At 60.7% G+C, this 18,061-nt stretch carries 16 protein-coding genes and 1 tRNA gene; 11 read left to right on the top strand and 6 right to left on the bottom strand.

Annotated elements, in window-relative coordinates:
* Positions 1-110: 110 nt before the first annotated feature.
* Complete coding sequence (locus tag HJA_RS11930; RefSeq protein ID WP_051597624.1) at positions 111-2,381, bottom strand: TSCPD domain-containing protein; 2,271 nt, start codon at positions 2,379-2,381, stop codon at positions 111-113.
* 190 nt (positions 2,382-2,571) lie between these two features.
* Here HJA_RS11930 and HJA_RS11935 point away from each other — a divergent pair, with 190 nt between their 5' ends.
* Genes HJA_RS11935 through HJA_RS11945 form a run of 3 tightly spaced genes read left to right on the top strand, consistent with a single transcriptional unit; the run spans position 2,572 to position 3,963 of the window.
* Positions 2,572-2,964, top strand: a complete 393-nt coding sequence (locus HJA_RS11935; protein WP_035582560.1) for an NADH:ubiquinone oxidoreductase subunit NDUFA12 — start codon at positions 2,572-2,574, stop codon at positions 2,962-2,964.
* Positions 2,939-3,499: an outer membrane lipid asymmetry maintenance protein MlaD gene (mlaD, locus tag HJA_RS11940; RefSeq protein WP_155839951.1), complete on the top strand. Its 561-nt coding sequence runs from the start codon at positions 2,939-2,941 to the stop codon at positions 3,497-3,499. The genes HJA_RS11935 and mlaD overlap by 26 nt, the downstream gene beginning before the upstream one ends.
* Positions 3,499-3,963 carry a DUF2155 domain-containing protein gene (locus tag HJA_RS11945; RefSeq protein WP_051597625.1) on the top strand — a complete coding sequence of 155 codons (465 nt, stop codon included), beginning with the start codon at positions 3,499-3,501 and terminating at the stop codon, positions 3,961-3,963. Before mlaD ends, HJA_RS11945 begins: the two co-directional genes overlap by 1 nt.
* On the opposite strand, the gene aat is transcribed toward HJA_RS11945, so the two are convergent.
* From aat to HJA_RS11965, 4 genes are read right to left on the bottom strand one after another with little or no spacing between them, the layout of a single operon-like run.
* A complete protein-coding gene (aat, locus tag HJA_RS11950; RefSeq protein WP_035582565.1) occupies positions 3,888-4,556 on the bottom strand; it encodes a leucyl/phenylalanyl-tRNA--protein transferase in 669 nt (222 codons plus the stop codon). The genes HJA_RS11945 and aat overlap by 76 nt on opposite strands.
* Before the next feature lie 53 nt (positions 4,557-4,609).
* Positions 4,610-5,989, bottom strand: a complete 1,380-nt coding sequence (accC, locus tag HJA_RS11955) for an acetyl-CoA carboxylase biotin carboxylase subunit (RefSeq protein WP_035582567.1) — start codon at positions 5,987-5,989, stop codon at positions 4,610-4,612.
* A gap of 1 nt (position 5,990) precedes the next feature.
* Positions 5,991-6,464, bottom strand: a complete 474-nt coding sequence (gene accB, locus HJA_RS11960; RefSeq protein ID WP_035582570.1) for an acetyl-CoA carboxylase biotin carboxyl carrier protein — start codon at positions 6,462-6,464, stop codon at positions 5,991-5,993.
* Positions 6,465-6,478: 14 nt separating this feature from the next.
* Entirely contained in the window at positions 6,479-6,913 is a 435-nt protein-coding gene (locus HJA_RS11965) for a type II 3-dehydroquinate dehydratase (protein ID WP_035582572.1), read from the bottom strand.
* 65 nt (positions 6,914-6,978) lie between these two features.
* Between HJA_RS11965 and thiS the strand changes: the two genes are divergently transcribed.
* Positions 6,979-7,191 carry a sulfur carrier protein ThiS gene (gene thiS, locus HJA_RS11970; protein WP_035582574.1) on the top strand — a complete coding sequence of 71 codons (213 nt, stop codon included), beginning with the start codon at positions 6,979-6,981 and terminating at the stop codon, positions 7,189-7,191.
* Between the two features lie 48 nt (positions 7,192-7,239).
* On the top strand, positions 7,240-8,010 hold the full coding sequence (locus HJA_RS11975; RefSeq protein WP_035582576.1) for a thiazole synthase: 771 nt from the start codon (positions 7,240-7,242) through the stop codon (positions 8,008-8,010).
* Between the two features lie 7 nt (positions 8,011-8,017).
* Here the strand turns inward: HJA_RS11975 and HJA_RS11980 are convergent, their stop codons facing one another.
* On the bottom strand, positions 8,018-8,959 hold the full coding sequence (locus HJA_RS11980) for an isopenicillin N synthase family dioxygenase (RefSeq protein WP_035582579.1): 942 nt from the start codon (positions 8,957-8,959) through the stop codon (positions 8,018-8,020).
* A gap of 182 nt (positions 8,960-9,141) precedes the next feature.
* Here HJA_RS11980 and HJA_RS11985 point away from each other — a divergent pair.
* From HJA_RS11985 to HJA_RS12010, 6 genes are all read left to right on the top strand, one after another.
* Positions 9,142-9,231, top strand: a tRNA-Ser gene (locus tag HJA_RS11985).
* A gap of 262 nt (positions 9,232-9,493) precedes the next feature.
* Complete coding sequence (locus HJA_RS11990; protein WP_051597626.1) at positions 9,494-10,099, top strand: RNA polymerase sigma factor; 606 nt, start codon at positions 9,494-9,496, stop codon at positions 10,097-10,099.
* A gap of 39 nt (positions 10,100-10,138) precedes the next feature.
* Positions 10,139-11,107: a FecR family protein gene (locus HJA_RS18060; RefSeq protein ID WP_162177054.1), complete on the top strand. Its 969-nt coding sequence runs from the start codon at positions 10,139-10,141 to the stop codon at positions 11,105-11,107.
* Positions 11,108-11,249: 142 nt separating this feature from the next.
* The gene (locus HJA_RS12000; protein ID WP_035582582.1) at positions 11,250-13,673 is read left to right on the top strand and encodes a TonB-dependent receptor plug domain-containing protein; all 2,424 of its coding nucleotides are present in this window, start codon (positions 11,250-11,252) and stop codon (positions 13,671-13,673) included.
* A gap of 14 nt (positions 13,674-13,687) precedes the next feature.
* A complete protein-coding gene (locus HJA_RS12005) occupies positions 13,688-14,986 on the top strand; it encodes an aminotransferase class V-fold PLP-dependent enzyme (protein ID WP_035582585.1) in 1,299 nt (432 codons plus the stop codon).
* A 147-nt stretch (positions 14,987-15,133) separates the two neighbouring features.
* Positions 15,134-17,821 (top strand): TonB-dependent receptor, encoded by a 2,688-nt coding sequence (locus tag HJA_RS12010; RefSeq protein WP_051597628.1) that lies wholly within the window; start codon positions 15,134-15,136, stop codon positions 17,819-17,821.
* The last annotated feature ends 240 nt before the right edge of the window (positions 17,822-18,061 follow it).

Raw genomic sequence — 18,061 nt, forward strand, 5'->3', positions numbered from 1 at the left:
AAAACTGAACAAGCTGTAACCACTGTTTCATTGTGAGATGTGTTGCAGATTTGCCATGACCGGTTGTGGGCCGGATTAACGGCCTTGTGGGTCACAGAAGAGCCTTGAAACTATTTTTGTTTTCTGGATTCTTCGCCGCAAGTGTCGCACTCGATGTCCCCGTCTTCGCTGATCTCGAAGAGGGTGAAACTGCCACAAACCGGGCAGGCGTCACCAAGATAGTCAGGCGCGTTCAATTCTTCGGTTTCCGCCTCTTCCATGGCGCTTTCAGCCGCTTCGGCTTCCTCATCGGCGAGCTTCTGGGCGCGTTTCCGGTCAAGAATCACGATGTTGTCCGGCAGCTGGCCGCGTGAGAAACCGCGGGAGATGATCTGCGCCGCTTCTTCGGTGAATGGCGCAGCCTCTGTCCGGGTCCCGTCCCCCGCGCCCCGGCCAAGGCCGTCATGAGTGACATCGACCTCGGCCAGGTCGTCCCGGCCGAGATAGGAAACGGCCAGCTCGCGGAAAATATAGTCGAGGATGGAGGTTGCCCGGGTGATCCGGTCGTTCCCGGTGACCGCACCTGCCGGTTCGAACCGCGTGAAGACAAAGGCGTCGACGAATTCTTCCAGTGGCACGCCATATTGAAGGCCGATTGAGGTTGCGATGGCGAAATTGTTCATCAGGCTCCGGAACGCGGCGCCTTCCTTGTGCATGTCGATAAAGATCTCACCCAGAGACCCATCCTCGAACTCACCCGTGTGGAGGTATACTTTGTGCCCCCCGACGGAGGCTTTCTGAATGTACCCTTTCCGGCGGTCGGGCAGGCGGGTGCGGGCAGCGCCGTCGCCGGCCTGGACTGAATGAGAAATAGTTGCCGGAGCATCTGCTTCGGCGGCGAGCTCCTCTGCAAGCATGGTGATATGCTCCATGCGTTCCTGGACTTCGTCTGAAGGTGGTGCGCGGTAGCCCAGCAACTGGACAGAGAGGCCTGCTTCCAGCGCTGCTTCGGCCATGTCGAGGCCACCCCGGCCGTCGACTGTGAGCGTCACGTTTCCACCGAGTGCTTTGGCGCAGGCGGCCGCAAAGGCAATTTCCGCTTCTGGGGAGGCGCCGATCTGCAGGCCGCAATCCGCCATGATTTCCGTTGTGGCATCGCCGTTTTCGCCGGCGATGGTCGTTTCTGCGGCCTGTATGTCTTTTCGCGAGAAGCCGATCGCGGAGAGAAGGCCCCCGCCATCTGCATCGAACTCTTCCGGGGCCAGTTTGAGGTCGCTGGAAATGATTTCGTCTCCGAGCACCCAGCGTGAGAAGGCCGCGTTCAGGGGCAAGCCCTCACCGAGGGCTCTTGAAACCTTGTCGAGTGCGGCCTCCGAGAACCCGCGATCCCTTAGCCGGTCGAGCCCGAGGGCGCGGTCCAGATCCGATTCAGCGGAGGCTGAGATGCGCTCCAGTGCCATGGGCAGGCGTTCCGGCGCGTGGTGAGCGATTCCGAGCCGACCGGCCCGCGAAAGGGTCGGCGTCTCGTCGCCGTAAGCGAGCACAGTTGCGAGCGGTGCCGTCCCGTGGCTTTCACAGTCCGGCAGAAACGCCCCAAGGTCCGCTATGGGCAGGACAAGCACATTACAGGTCCGCTTACCGGAGGCTTTCTGAGCCGGGATCCCCAGAACTTTTGCCTGCGCGGCCGGAAACGCTGCCCCCGTCACTCCGGCGCGAACCAGTGAGCAAAGAGCCGCCGCTGCCGCGGCGCCGTCGGGTGAGGCATAGTCTATTCCGAGGGACATGACAGCGGCAGCCAGACCGGCAATCACCACAGATCCGTCCGGCATCTCTTCGCCCGCCGCTTCCAGTGTCTCCCGAAGGTAATCGGCCTCAAGGCCATCCGGGCCTACGGCCATGGCGACATCCAGAATACGGGCAGCAGAGCCGGCCGCTGGCAGGCTTTCGTGCGTCAGGATGATTTCCGCGCCTTCAAGCAGAGATCCGATCAGCAATTGCTCCAGGACCGGGTCGAGCGTTTCCGGTTCGAAAACAGCTGGCGGTGGTGCGCCCGCGTTGATGGCGGAGGCGCGAAGCGCGTCTGCGGTTCGCTGAAACCCGCCCGGCTGGCGCAGGGCCTCTTCCAGCACATCCTGAGGCAATCCTGCCGCAAGGGCTTCTGCAAGGTCGGCATTGCGCGGGGCATCGCCGAATCGTTCGAGAATTTCCGCTGATGCGAGCTGAGACACGCTAACGAGCGCCGCAGCTGAGCACGCAGCCGTCAAAGTCTTCAGGGATTCGGGGGTGAGTCGTTTTCGGGGCCGTCCTGCGCCTCTGTAAAGTTCGGAAAGCGTGGTCTGTTCCGACAACAGGCCATCCGATTCGGCGGCCCGCAAGATTTCACTTGCCTGCATCTCGTTCATGCCAACTCTCCCCAGCGAATCACTTGCACCAGCGTGACTCCTGAGCACGCCCGGGGCAAGCGTCGTACAACAACTCCCAAGTGCTGAGCACACGGGAAGTTGCACCGCATTGCCTGCGGTGGCGCTATGGATTAGTTGCCCCTGAGCCGCCATATTGCGGCCACCAACTCACGGCAGGACAGGCCACACGATGCTGAAGCAACTCTTTACCTGGTGGAGCGGTCATACGCTCGGTGCAGCGTTCGATATCGGACGGCGTTCCACATTCGTCGGCACGGACGAATACGGCAACAAATACTATGAAGAGCGCAAGCCTTCGCTCGAAGGGCGCCGCCGTCGTTACGTCATGTACAAAGGCCTCGCTGAGCCGTCGAAAGTGCCTGCTGACTGGCATGGCTGGCTGCACCACACTGTGGATGAGCCGCCGACCAAGTCGCCACTGACACGGCGCGAGTGGGAAACCGATCACAAGCCCAACATGACCGGAACGCCATGGGCGACGAAACCCAAAGGCAGCCTGTCCACGGGCGGCCACCGCCAGAAGGCGACGGGTGACTATGAGGCGTGGTCTCCCGATGCGTGAGTCGATGTTCGAAACCCTGGTCGGCGCGGCAGTGATCGCCGTCGCTGGCGTTTTCCTCTGGTTCGCGATTGATCGTGGTGGGGAAGCGTCCGCAGGGCCGGACCGGTATGAACTGACTGCGCGTTTTAACAATATCAGCGGCATCGAGCGGGGCGCAGATGTGCGTATCGCTGGCGTGAAGGCCGGTGTCGTCAAAGCCATTGAAGGCGACCCGCAACGATTCGAAGCCGTGATGACGATGAGCCTCGACAAGAAATGGGCGCTGCCGGAAGACACGGATGCGCGGATCTCGACAGATGGCCTGCTCGGTGGCGCGTATGTGGCCCTGGAACCGGGCGGCAGCTTCGACAATCTGCCACAGGACGGCACCGGTGAAGTCAAATACACGCGCGGCAGCGTCGATCTGCTGACGCTGTTTGCATCCTTCGCGTCAGGTGGCGGTGGTGGAGACGCCGGAGCGTCAGGTGCGTCGTCATCTGCTGCGGATGATGCCTATCCGGCTGACGACCCCTATCCAGCGGATGGAGATCAATAATGTTTCGAGCGCTCGTTTCAGCTGTTGTCGTGGCCGGACTGGTCGGGGCGGCACATGCCGCGACCTTCGTCCAGAAAGACAAGGCAACGCTGCGCGCGCTCGACAAGATCACCGGACGCTCGACGGATATTGAGGTCATCGTCGGAGAGCCGGTTGTCTTCGGTTCCCTGAAAGTGGAATTGGAGGTCTGCTACCAGACCCCGCCGGAAGAGGCGCCGGAGAGCGCGGCATTCCTGAAGATTTTCTCGACGCAGCCTGTCGCAGTCGAGACTATGGACGCCGCCGTCGATGCCAATTCAGTGGAGACGGTGAGCGAAGAGAATCCGGAACTGTTCTCGGGCTGGATGTACGCCTCTTCACCCGGTCTGAGCGCGCTGGAACACCCGGTCTACGACGTCTGGGTGATCCGCTGCACCGCGCCGGATCCTGTGAAACTGCCGGACGACCCGGAGCGGCCGCAGTAAAAGTCCGCGTCCACAGCAAGCGCCGCCTTGAGCCGGCGCTTGAACTCGGCCCGCGGGATTTCGATCAATCCGAACTGTTCCAGATGCGGATTGTGGAACTGCGCATCCAGAAGCGTGAACCCGCCTTCGATCAGACGGGCAGCCAGATGGACCAGAGCGATCTTTGACGCATCGGTCGCGCGGGAGAACATGCTTTCGCCAAAGAAGGCGCCACCTACAGCGACCCCATACAAACCACCGACCAGCTCCCCCGACTCATCCCAGCATTCGACAGAGTGGGCGTGGCCTTCGCGGTAAAGCGCGCTGTAGAGGTTCAGGATCGTCGAGTTGATCCATGTCGTCTCCCGGCCCTCGGCACTTTCGGCGCACATTTCCATAACGCGTGTGAACGCGGTGTCCGCCGTGACGCGGTACGGTTCCTGTCTGACCCGCCGCTTCAGGCGTTTCGGAATGTGGAAGTCGTCCAGCGGAAGAATTCCCCGCATGTCCGGATCCACGAGGAACAGGTTCGGGTCATCGCGCGCATCCCCCATGGGGAACACGCCTCGCCGATAACAGGCAAGCAGGTCATTGGTGCCAAACCGAGCAGACATGAGGCCTATATGGTGATCGCACCCGGCGTCTGTCTATCGGACGCGGCGCCGCGCTACGCTTTTTCTTCGGGAGTGACTTTGTTCTCGGCGAGGAATTTTTCCAGCCAGTGAATATTGTAGTCACCGTTCTGGACGTCTTCATTCTCGACGAGACGCCGATGCAGATCGAGCGTGGTATATACTCCGCCCACCACCATTTCCGACAGTGCGCGGCGAAGACGCATCAGACATTCCCTGCGCGTGCGGCCATGCACGATCAGCTTCCCGATCAGGGAGTCATAGTGCGGCGGAATCCGGTATCCGGCATAGGCCGCACTATCCAGGCGCACATCCGGGCCACCCGGCGCGTGGAAATCTGCGATCAGGCCCGGAGAAGGTACGAAGGTCTCCGGATGTTCGGCATTGATCCGGCACTCGATGGCATGGCCCACGAGCAGGACATCATCCTGCGAGAATGAGAGCTTTTTGCCTTCCGCGATGCGGATCTGTTCGCGAACAAGGTCGATGCCCGTGATCATTTCCGTCACCGGGTGTTCGACCTGCAGGCGGGTGTTCATTTCGATGAAATAGAACCGGCCGTCTTCGTAGAGGAATTCGATCGTGCCGGCGCCGCGATAGCCAAGCTTTTCCATGGCCTTTGCGCAGATCGAACCAATCTCTTCGCGCTGGGCCTGTGTCAGGGCCGGGGACGGGGCTTCCTCGAAAACTTTCTGGTTGCGGCGCTGCAGGGAGCAATCGCGTTCCCAGAGATGTGCCACATTTCCGTGCGTATCCGCGATCACCTGGACTTCGATGTGCCGGGGACCCTGAAGGTATTTCTCGAGATAGACAGCATCATCGCCAAAAGCGGCTTTGGCTTCGGTCTTTGCGGTGCGGACAGCATTTTCGAGGTCGGCTTCGGTCTTCGCCAGCTTCATGCCGCGGCCACCGCCGCCGGCTGATGCTTTCACCAGAACCGGGAACCCGATTTTCTTGGCAGCCTTCTTGGCGTCCGAAATCGATGTGACCGCGCCGTCCGATCCGGGCACGCAAGGGACGCCAGCATCGATCATGGCCTGTTTGGCCGCGATCTTGTCGCCCATGATCCGGATATGTTCAGCCGTCGGGCCGATAAAGGCGAGGCCGTGGGCTTCGACCATTTCCGCGAACTGGGCGTTCTCGGAGAGGAAGCCATAGCCCGGGTGGATCGCATCCGCTCCGGTGATCTCAGCTGCAGCCAGGATCTGGGATTTCTTGAGGTAGCTCTGCGAGGAGGGTGCCGGGCCGATGCAGACGCTTTCGTCTGCAAGCCTGACGGCCATGGCATCCCGGTCGGCCTCTGAGTGCACGACGACGGTCTGCAGGCCCATTTCCTTGCAAGCGCGGTGGATGCGTAGCGCGATCTCACCGCGGTTCGCGATGAGGACCTTCTGGATGGTGCGTTGTTCGGTCATGCTATTCGATCAGAATGAGCGGCTCGCCAAATTCGACTGGCTGGGAATCGGTGACATAGATGGCCTTGACCGTGCCTGCACGGTCCGCTTCGACCGGGTTGAAGGTTTTCATGGCCTCGACAAGCATCAGCGTGTCGCCCTTCTTCACCTTGTCGCCAACCGACACGAATGCTTTGGCGCCAGGCTCCGGCGAGAGATAAGCGGTGCCGACCATCGGCGATTTGATGGCATTGTCTGGCGTCGTTGGCGCAGCTTCGGCGGCGGCCGGTGCGGCAGCTGCTGCTGCCGGGGCAGGCGCAGCTGCAACGGGGGCAGGTGCGGCCACTGCAGCCTGCACAACCGGCGGGGTCGGTTTGCTGACACGGACCCGAAGGCCTTCGTGTTCGACTTCAATTTCTCCGAGGTCCGCCTCACGAAGGATGGCGGCGAGTTCCCGGACGAGTCCGGTATCCAGCTTGTTCTTGCCAGTGCTCATGGATCTATCGTCCCTTATTTTCCTGACAGCTTTAGCGCGGCCATCAGGGCAAGCTCATAACCATAGGCGCCAAGGCCCGCAATCGATGCGTTCACCGCTGGCGCGACATAATTCACCTGCCGGAAGGCCTCCCGGGCGGCAGGGTTTGAAAGGTGCACTTCAACAACCGGCACAGCGCAGGCGCGCAGAGCGTCGTGAAGGGCGACGGATGTATGTGTGTAGGCACCGGCATTGAGAATCACGGCGGATGCTTCCTTCGAAGCTTCCTGGACCCACGTCACCAGTTCACCCTCGGAATTGGTCTGGCGGGCCTCGATTGGCGTGTCTCCTGCCTGTGCCTTCAGACGCGCATGAATATCATCAAGCGTGTCCCGGCCATAAATGTCCGGCTCCCGCGTTCCCAGCAGGTTGAGGTTCGGGCCTCCGAGGACATATATCGGCTTCACCATAGGGTGTTGTCTTGCGCTGTAACGCCGGGCAAGGCAAGGCCTGCTGACGCATGGAGTTACAGCGGATGACAATTACGCTGAACGGGGAAACCCGCGAAATACAGCCCGGTACAACCGTCGCCATGCTTGTGGCGCTGATCTCAGGCGCGGAGGGGCGCGATTCCCGCGGCGTGGCGATCGAACGGAACCTGGAAATCGTGCCGAAATCCGAACACGCGTCCACAATTCTTGAGGACGGCGACCGGATTGAAGTGGTGCAGTTCGTTGGTGGCGGTTGATCTGCCTCTCCTGTACCAAGTTGGCCTTAGAAGAATTGGAAGTCTCTCGTGAACGACCCCCTGATTATTGCCGGTAAGTCCTATGCCTCGCGTCTGATCGTGGGGACCGGGAAATATGCATCCTATCAGCAGAATGCAGATGCCGCCCGCGCGGCCGGGGCCGAGATCGTCACCGTCGCGCTCCGGCGCGTGAACCTGTCCAATCCGGATGAGGAGCGGCTGACAGACTTCGTGAAGCCGGATGAGTTCACCTACCTGCCGAATACGGCCGGGTGCTTCACAGCGGATGAGGCTGTGCGCACCTTGCGGCTCGCCCGGGAAGCGGGTGGCTGGAACCTCGTCAAACTGGAAGTCCTGGCGGACCAGAAGACGCTTTACCCGAACATGCCGGAGACGCTCAAAGCTGCTGAGGCGCTCATCGCTGATGGCTTTGAAGTCATGGTCTACTGCTCTGATGATCCGGTATACGCAAAGATGCTCGAAGAGGCTGGCTGCTGCGCAATCATGCCGCTCGGCTCCCTGATTGGCTCAGGCCTGGGCATCATGAACCCGGTCAACATCCGCCTCATCGTGGAGCAAAGCCGTGTGCCGGTGATCGTCGATGCGGGAGTGGGAACGGCATCAGACGCTGCGATCGCAATGGAACTCGGCTGCGACGGCGTGCTGATGAACACGGCCATCGCCGCGGCCAAGGACCCGATCCTCATGGCATCGGCGATGAAGCACGCCGTTATCGCCGGTCGCGAAGCCTACCTCGCCGGCCGGATGCCCAAGAAGATGTATGCTGACCCGAGCTCTCCGTTGGCGGGCCTGATCTGAGTTCAGATCAGGCTTTCACCAGACCAATCTCGCGCAGGCGTTCCATCAGATAGTCCTGCGCCGTGATGGGCGGTTCGGCCTTGCCACCTTCCGCGATACAGCTCGGCAGCGCCTCGATCATCACATCCTGATTAAAGTGCAGGAAGAAAGGCGTGGAATAGCGCGGGAATCTGGCGCGTTCCGGCGAAGGGTTCACGACCCGGTGCGTGGTCGATGGCAGCACGCCGCCGGTCAGCCTCTGGAGCATATCCCCGCAATTGATCACAAGGGCGTTGGGTGGCGGGCTCACCGCGAGCCATTTCCCGGAGCGGTGCTTCACTTCCAGACCAGCCTCTTCGGCGCCCAGCAGCAGCGTGATGACATTGATGTCCTCGTGCGCGCCGGCCCGCACGGAGCCCTCCGGCGGCGGGTTCGTCTGCGGTGGGTAGTGAAGCAGGCGCAGGATGGAGTTGCCGACGTCCACCTTGTTGTCGAACCATGTCTCTTCCAGCTTCAAGTGAAGGGCAACGGCACGGAGAAGCTGGCGCCCAAACCCGTCCAGAGCGTCATACAGTCCCCGTGTCGCGGCATCAAAATCCGGGACTTCCGGAACAGACGGCGTATCTGCCATGCTCGCGCGGTATGGCGAATCTGCAGGCAGGGCCCGTCCGGTATGCCAGAATTCCTTCTGGTCCGCTTCCGCCTTTCCCTTGGCGTTCTCCACGCCGAAAGCTGTGTAACCCCGCTGGCCGCCGCCTTCGCGCCCATCATATCTGAGCTTCACCTCGTCAGGCAGAGCGAAGAAATCCTTCGTTGCCTTCAGGTTCGCATCGATCACGGACTGGGATATCGGGTGTTCGGAAATGACAGCAAATCCGGTTTCACGAAACGACCTGCCGAGCGCATCAGCGAAGGCAAGCTTGTCTTCCTTCCACAGCGGGAACGGGACGGGTTTGAAATATTCGGTCATCGGTTTTCCCTAGCGGGCTTTGGACTATCAGAAATACGTAACTATCACAGGCAGGGGGGCTGGATACAGGCAATGGCATTTCCAGAGCCACGCCAAAGGCGCAAAACCCCAACAACCGCAGCCGCACTAGCGAAGAGGGCTTGCGATTGGAGCCGCCATTCAATAGACCGGCAGTCCGCGCTGGAGAGGTGGCCGAGTGGCTGAAGGCGCGCCCCTGCTAAGGGCGTATACGTTAACGCGTATCGAGGGTTCGAATCCCTTCCTCTCCGCCAGCCCATTTAATTTTGGAAAAATACACAAAAACAAAGCAAAGCGTGTCTCAAGGAAGTCGTGTAGGACGCGGCAAGCCCAAAAGGTAGGACGGCACTTGCGAGCCCGTCCTGCCGCCTTGCTTCAGGACACAGGGCGTTTGCTTTTGCAGCGGTAGCCTTGGCCGAAGGTTCCGGATGATGATGTTACAGTTGTTTCAAATGCCTTTCATGAATCCGTCGCGCTTCTTCTTCAAGAGCGCAGGCAGAGACCTGAAGGCGCAACATGCAGGCGAAGCCATCCTGTCCGGACGACGTTATTCCGCTTGGCACATTTGCCGATGCGGCGGATGTGCCTGTGCCGGATGGCAATCAGGCCGATGAGGCGGATCGTGCGCGATTTCTGAGTCATCTTTTCCGCCAGCACTATGGCGAACTGGTTGGTCGGCTGAGGAAAATACATGGGGCAGGCCCGCCCGAACCGGAAGATGTGGCGCAGGCAGCGTTTTCGAAACTCGCCGGTCTGCCGGATCTTGCCCGGATCCGCTCCCCACGAGCCTTTCTGTTCCGGACCGCTATCAATCTGGGCCTCAATTCGAACGACAAGCTCCGGCGTGGGCGAAACTTCGTCAAAAGCCAGATGGACGGAAATTTTTCCCCTGATGTGGAAGAAATCTCGCCCGAAACTGTCTTAATGGGAAAGCAGGATCTTGAGCGGGTCGCGCGCGCAATGCAGCAGCTGTCGCCAAAGCAGAAAGAGATCCTTTTGCGAAGCAGGTTCAGGGGACAGACCTATGCCGAGATCAAAAGGGATACTGGCTGGAGTGAAGCGGATATTTCCCGCCAGCTCAGCAGTGTCATGGCTCTGCTTCAGGCCGGGCTGGACGGATAGGGCTGCGAAATGAAGAGGCCCGCGACGCCGGTTCCGCCCGTGAAATCCGAATCTGCAAAGGCATTGGACGCAGAAGCGCGTGCCTGGGTGCTGTATTTTGCATCCGGGGAAAACACGCCGGAAAAAGAGCGGGCCTTTGCCGTGTGGCTCGCCGCATCTCCTGACCATGGCGCCGCGTTCGAGCGCGCCGGGCAGCTGTGGGATGCGATTGCCGATGTCGATGACGTCGAGAACATTCTGACAGATCATAACAATATCAAAACTTTGCAGCCGCGCCGGACAATGTCACGCCGCCTGCTCCTGGGCGGTGGGCTTGCGGCAGGTCTGGCCTGCGCAGTGGGGATCGGCCTGATGTCCTTTCAACCCGCTCCGCCCGAAGACATCCTGCTAGCCACCGCGCGCGGGGAGATCAGAACCTTCACTCTGTCTGACGGAAGCAAACTCACACTTGGCGGCGCTAGCCATGTCCGCGGCAAATTCACAGCCCGGACGCGGGCCCTACAACTGGTCGACGGCAATGCCTATTTCGATATTGCGCGCGACGAAAGCCGGCCTTTGACCGTCGATACCGGCAGTGTGCAGGTCCGGGTGCTCGGCACCCGGTTCGACATCAAGAAGCGGACGGGGCAGGTGTCGGTATCTGTCGACAGCGGGCATGTCCGCGTGATGGCGGACGCCGCTGCGCGGGACCTGCATGCCGGAGACCGGATCGTGTCAACGGCGGCGCTGCGTCTCGGCCCGGTCGAACCTTTCGATACCGAGAAGGAATTGTCCTGGCGGTCTGGACGCTTGTCCTTCGTCGACGCGCCGCTCCGAGACATCGTTGCGGACATGAACCAGTACAGCGACCGGCCGGTCAGGCTCGCACCCGGAGCGCCGGCGGACCTGCGCCTCACCCTGTCTTTCTCCATCCAGCAGATAGGCCAGGTGCTGGCGGGTCTGGACACGGCCTATCCGATCGATGTGCGCGAAGACGATACGGAAATCGTGATTTCGGAAGGACTCTGACCGCGTTCGCGATGAACCTTTTATGAAGTTCGCAAAATCGCTGAAACGTCCCGCCAACTGATCTGTCTTCCCCCTGACCACGCAGGCGCGTGGCGGCGGGTGTGAGGTTTCACCCCGCACGGTTCACCATGAGGGGAAAGTCATGAAAACTTCGATCAGCCTGCGCAAGGCGCTCGTCCTGACAGCATCGGGCGCCGCCCTGTGCTTCAGTAATGCCGCGCTCGCCCAGACCGCAAATGAGCAGGACGATACCAGCGTCCAGGAAACCGTCATCATCACCGGCACACGCGGCGCGCCTCGCACGGCTTTCGACAGCCTTGCACCGGTTGACGTCATCTCCGAAAAAGCCATCGACCTGACGGCGTCCGATGAAGTCATGGACACGCTGTCCCAGCTCGTTCCGTCCTTCAATGTGAAACGCCTTCCGATGGCGGACGGTCAGGTCTTCGTTCGCCCGGCCAGCCTGCGGTCGCTTTCAGCGGACCACACACTTGTCCTGATCAACGGCAAGCGTATGCATCGCTCCGCGCTGCTCGGTTCCAACGGCGCACAAGCGCCAGACCTTGCCCAGATCCCGTCCTACGCCATCAAGCAGATCGAAGTGCTGCGCGATGGCGCATCGGCTCAATACGGGTCCGACGCAATCGCCGGTGTGATCAACATCATCCTCGACGACGAAGCCGGCACGAATGCCTTCGCACAGGCCGGCCAGTATTATGAAGGCGACGGCGAGCAATACCGTATCGGCGCCCAGCAAGGGTTTCAGTTCGACAATGGGTTTCTGAACCTGTCCGGCGAATATACCGACGCGCAGCCGACCTCCCGGTCGCGCCAGCGCGCCGACGCCATCGCTCTGCAGGAAGCCTTTCCGGACCTCAACGTGCCGAACCCTGTCCAGCATTGGGGTCAGCCGGAACGCCAGGCCTACCGCTTCGCCCTGAACGGCGCTTACGATTTTGCGAATTCGGAAGCCTATGTTTTCAGCACCTACGGTTTCGGCACCGGTGTGACGGACTTCAACTGGCGTAACCCTCTGTCGACCAGCGCGTTCGGCGACAGCACGATCGACCCAGACTACGATCTTTCCGAAATCTATCCGGCCGGCTTCACGCCGCGCTTCGGCCAGGATGATAACGACTTCTCGCTGACCGGTGGTCTGCGCAGCGCTGACGATGGGAAGTTCTCCTATGATCTCAGTGCCAGCTACGGCCGGAACCAGATCGAATACTTCATGTATGACTCGATCAACGCATCGCTCGGTTCGGCCAGCCCGACCTCCTTCAATATCGGTACGCTGACCCAGACGGAGCTCAACCTCAACGCCGACTTCGTTTACCTGGCCAGCCTCGATTTCCTGGCAGACGATCTGACCTTCGCCTTCGGCGCGGAGCGCCGCAACGAAGAGTACGAAATCGGCCAGGGTGAATACGCCTCCTATGCCGTCGGTCCGCTGGCTGCAGAAGGTTTCCCGTCCGGGTCCAACGGCTTCCCTGGCTTCTCGCCCGACCAGTCCGGTTCTTCGGATCAGACCAGCTACGCTGCGTATGTGGATCTCGAAGCTCCGGTCACGGATCGCTGGACCGTTGGCGGCGCCGTCCGTTACGAGGACTATTCCGAATTCGGCAGCAGCACGACGGGTAAGGTTTCGACCCGTTTCGAGCTGACACCGGGCCTTGCCCTTCGTGCAACGGCCTCCACCGGCTTCCGCGCACCGACACCGGGCCAGCTCTTCTCGGAACGGACGTCCCAGGGCCTCGACACGACAACGCTGAACATCTTCACCAGCGGACGTTTCAGCCCGCAGGGCGCAGTCGCCGAAGTGATCAGCCAGCGCGATGGCGTCAACATCCGTGCGCTTGAGCCGGAAGAGTCCGACAACATCACGGCCGGCCTTGCCTGGAACACCCATTTCGGTCTGACAGCGACGCTGGATGTCTACCAGATCGATGTCACCAACCGGCTCAGCACCTCGGCCACTTTTGCGGTGACCGATGCCGAGAGGGCGCAGTTTGCGGCGCTGGGCGTTGCGGGTGCGGAAAGCATCACGCGGGTCAACTTCTTCCAGAATGACTTCGATACGCGCACCAAAGGCCTCGATCTTGTCATGGCCTACAATTTCGCCTTCGGTCCAGGTGAAGTGAACCTCACCGGCGCCTACAACTACAACAAAACTGATGTGACTGGCGGCGATTTCGCGGCAAATACCACTTCGGCTGACCGGTTTGAGAAGGGAATCCCGGAACACACCGCAAACCTTCAGGCGAACTACACCCTCGGCAAGTGGGATATGTTCGGCCGGATGCGCTACTATGGCGAATGGCGTGACTATTCTGGCAACTCCACCGGCGACATCTTCCAGGATTTCGGCGCAATGGTGCTGTTCGATCTCGGCGCGACCTATCAGGTGAACGATAATCTGTCAGTTCGTGTCGGGGCTGAGAATGTTTTCGACCAATATCCGGACGAAGCGACCTATCAGGCAAGCCGGGGGCTGATCTATTCCCGGAATGCTCCTTATGATACCGACGGCGGCCAGTATTACGTCCGCCTCGATCTCAGCTTCTGATCTCGGGAAGGGACATGAACATAACCAGACGACTGGTCATGAAGGGCGCCGCTGTTGCAGCGGCGTCCTTTACGACAGAAACCGCCTGTACCGCTGCGCCGGTGCCGGCCTCTGCAGGGGAGCGGACAGTGCAGGACATCGCGAGCGACGAAGCCTTCTGGCGTCCAATTGTGGCGCAATACGATGTCACGCCGGATGTCGTGAATTTCGAGAATGGCTATTGGGGCCTTATGGCGAAGCCCGTCCTGGAGGCCTTCGTCCGGAACACTGAAAAAGTAAACCGCAACAATTCCTGGTATGCACGCCGGGACTATTATGCGGAGATCCAGCCGATCCATGCGCGCATCGCGGCCTTCCTCGGCGCCGGTGCTGACGAAATCGTCTTCACCCGAAACGCTACCGAATCTCTTCAGGCGCTGGTCGGCGGCTACAACCGCCTGAAGCCCGGCGATGCCGTGATGTATGCCGACCTCGATTACGACTCGATCCAGACAGCGATGGACACCAAGGCCGAACGGGAAGGTGCCTCGGTTGTCCGCATCGACATCCCGGAACCGGTGACCTTTGATGGCCTGATAGACACATACCGGCGGGCATTGGAAGCGAACCCGAAAGTGCGCCTCCTGCTGCTGACCCATATCAGCCACCGCACCGGCCTGATGATCCCTGTGCGCGAAATCGTCGAAATGGCGCGCGGCTTTGATGTGGATTGCATCGTTGATGCAGCCCATTCCTGGGGTCAGACCGATTTCCGCATGGAAGACCTCGGCGCGGACTTTGTCGGCTTCAATCTGCATAAATGGATCGGCGCACCAATCGGGGCAGGCCTCATCTATATCCGGCAGGATCGGCTGGCCGACATTTCGCCGGACATGTCCGAACGGCCGGAGGGCGTCGGCACGATCTACCATCGCATCCATACGGGCACGACGAATTTCGCGACCTTCCTGACGTTGAAGGATGCGCTCGATTTCCATGAACTCGTCGGACCGGCGCGCAAGGCTGCCCGCGTGGCTTACCTGCGCGACCTCTGGGCAGAGGAAATGCGCGGCGACGATGGGATCGAGATCCTGACACCGTCAGACCCGCGCCTGCATGCCGCGATCACATCCTTCCGCTTCAAGGGCAGGACGAGCGTCGACGACAACAAGGCCATCGTGAACGCGCTTGTGGAGAAACACGGCATCTTCGCCGTGCACCGCGACGGCGTCGCCAAAGGCGCCTGCGTTCGCGTGACGCCGACGCTCTACAACACGCCAGACCAGTGTTTGCAGCTTGTGCGGGCACTCCGTTCGCTTTTGGCGGAAACCTGATGTCCGGCACAGGGCCAGACTGCGGCATTTGAGTTTCACTGGCTGAGGAATGGCCGTTGCGGGCGGCTATTGTCATCTGCCTGTCATCGGGATCGGCTTCTTAGGGGTGACTCCAACGCGGAATGCGAGGGCCTCCCCGAGGGACCAATGCGATCGGCCTGCCTGTTCCTGCTGACCTGTGTGGCCGCGGTGCTCCCGGCAGTTGCGCAGACTCATTCCCTGCGCCTGCCGGACATGCCGCTGGCAGACGCCATCAACCTGCTGGCAGAGCAAACCGATACCGTCATCATTGCGGAAGCGTCGGACCTGGCCGGGCTGAGCGCGAAACCTCTGTCCGGTCAAATGGAAGTCGACGAGGCGCTGGCGGCCTTGTTGTCCGGTACATCCCTGAGCGTCAGCCGGGACAGGAATGGGGTCTGGATCATCCGGCGCCAGCAGCCCGAAAGGGCCGCGCCTGAATCTTCGGCTCATCGCCCGCCGGCGATCCGTCCCGTCCCGTTGCCTCCACCAGCCATCGACCTGCCGCGAACCTATGACACGATCATTGTGACTGGTTCCCGGGCCGGCTTGCAGGCCTGGGAAAGCCTGTCGCCGGTCGACGTACTGGACCAGACTGACCTCGCAGCGCCTGTGTCGGATGATTTTTCGGATGTGCTGGCAGACAATCTGCCCGGTTTTTTCGTCCAGCGCCGGCCGCTCAGCGATGGCGCCGTGTTCGTGCGGCCCTACAGCCTGCGGAACCTGTCTGCGGATCACACGCTGATCCTGGTCAATGGCAAGCGGCGCCACCGTTCCGCTATGCTGAACACAGGCGGGTCCCAGTCGCCGGACCTGTCGAAGATCCCCACCAATGCCATCCAGCGTGTTGAGATCCTGCGAGACGGGGCATCGGCGCAATATGGATCCGATGCGATTGCCGGTGTGCTCAACATTATCACCCGCGATGACGCACTGGCAGAGGGCTTCGCGCAATACAGCCAGTACTATGAAGGGGACGGTATCCAGAAGCGCCTCGGCCTGGGCGGCGGCGCGCGGGGAGGCGCGGGCGGTTTCCGGCTCAGCCTCGATTACAGCGATGCCGCGCCGACATCGCGCGCCCGTCAGCGCCTCGACGCCCTGCAGTATCTGGAAGAACATCCGGAGGCGGACATCGCCGATCCGGTCCAGAAATGGGGGCAGCCGGAACGGGAGGATGTCCGCGCGCTCCTGATTGCAGACCGGGACGTCGGGATCGGCCAGCTCTACACCCTAATCAATGCGAGCCGGGGGCAGGGCGTGAGCGACTTCAACTGGCGAAGTCCGGCCACACCCAGTGTCTATGCAGCCAGCGCGGCCTTCGGCGACTGGTCGCTGATCGACATCTATCCCAATGGGTTCACCCCGCAATTCGGGCAGGAAGAGCGCGATGTCTCCGCAACACTCGGCCTGAAAGGCGTCTCGGCGGGCGGCCTGACTTATGATTTCAGTGCCGGGTTTGGCGAGAACCGGATCGACTATTTTCTCTATGACACGATCAACGCTTCCATGGGGCCGGACAGCCCGACACAGTTCGACGCCGGCGGCCTGCGCCAGCAGGAATTCAATCTGAATGCGGATTTCCGGACCCGGCTCCCTGCGCCGCCGTCTTTTGCCCGGCCAATCGATCTTGCCTTCGGCCTGGAACACAGGCTGGAACGCTACGCCATCGCGGCGGGTGATCCGGCCTCCTATGAAATCGGCCCCGGCGCGGTGGATGGCCTGACGTCCGGTTCGAACGGGTTTCCGGGCTATACGCAGGATCAGGCGAAGACATACGACCAGACCAACTGGGCCGCCTATGCGGATGTTGAGGCGCGTCCAGGTGACAATAGCCAGCTTGGTGTTGCCCTGCGGTTCGAGGAGTTCGACACGTTCGGCAGCCGCCTGAATGGCAAGCTGTCCTATCGCCGGGATTTGCTCGCAGGCCTTGCCGTCCGCGCCACGGTCTCGACCGGCTTCAAGGCTCCGACACCAGCGCAACTTTTCTCGGAGCGGACATCGCAAGGCGTCGCGCCTGATACACTGGATGTTTACACCAATGGTCGCTTCAGCCCGACAGGTCCGGTGGCGGACATTTTGAGCGAACGGCCGGATGTCGACATCGCGCCATTGAAGCCCGAAACCTCCATCAATCTCTCCACCGGGCTGGTCTTCCGGCCCATGAACGGCCTGGTGGCGAGCGCTGATGTCTATAGAACGGAGGTCCGTGACCGGATCTTTACATCGGAAAACTACACGCTGGACCCGGTTGAACGTATGCGCCTGGCGGCATTGGGCGTGCCGGGCGGAGAAAGCATCACGGAGGTCGGCTTCTACCAGAACAGCTTCGTGACACGAACGTCCGGGATTGATCTTGTGCTGGACTATGACCGGCGGCTTGTGGGCGGGGATCTCGCCCTCGGCCTGTCGTTCAATTACAACAATACCGACGTGCTGAATTCCGACTTCGTAGACAATCCGTCCCGGGTCGACCGGTTCGAACGGCTCTATCCCCGTTTCTCGACCCATGCGTCCGCGGGCTTCAGACGAGGGCCCTGGTCGTTCCATACGAAACTCAGGTGGATTGGTCCCTGGGTAGATTACACCAATCAGGATGCTGATTTTATTCAGGAGTTTGGTGCAGAAGTTTTCATTGATGCGAGTGTATCAATCGAACTGGACGACAAGACGACGCTGAGCTTCGGTGCGGAAAACCTTTTCAACCAATATCCGGATGAAGCTGTCCTGGAGGTCAGCAAGGGGCTGATCTATTCCCGCAATGCCCCTTATGACACGGATGGCGGGCAGTATTTCCTGCGGCTGAGTGCACGCTTTTAATCACACCACGTGTCTCGCTTTGAATTGAAAATTCACCTTGAGAAAGTGCCGTGTGAAACACTCCAAATATCTGCTGTCGGCAATTTTCAGTCCTTCCTCTCCGCCACTTTTCTGGCCGGTCTGTTTTGATGTCTGAGCTGGCGTCCGGAAATGCGCGGGTCTAAAAGGCTGCGGACGATGTTGCAGGATTTCAAACCCTTCCCTGAATGTGGTCCCCCGGAGCGCGGCGCGGAGGGGGCG

It is taken from the genome of Hyphomonas jannaschiana VP2 (assembly GCF_000685215.1).
Lineage (GTDB): Bacteria > Pseudomonadota > Alphaproteobacteria > Caulobacterales > Hyphomonadaceae > Hyphomonas > Hyphomonas jannaschiana.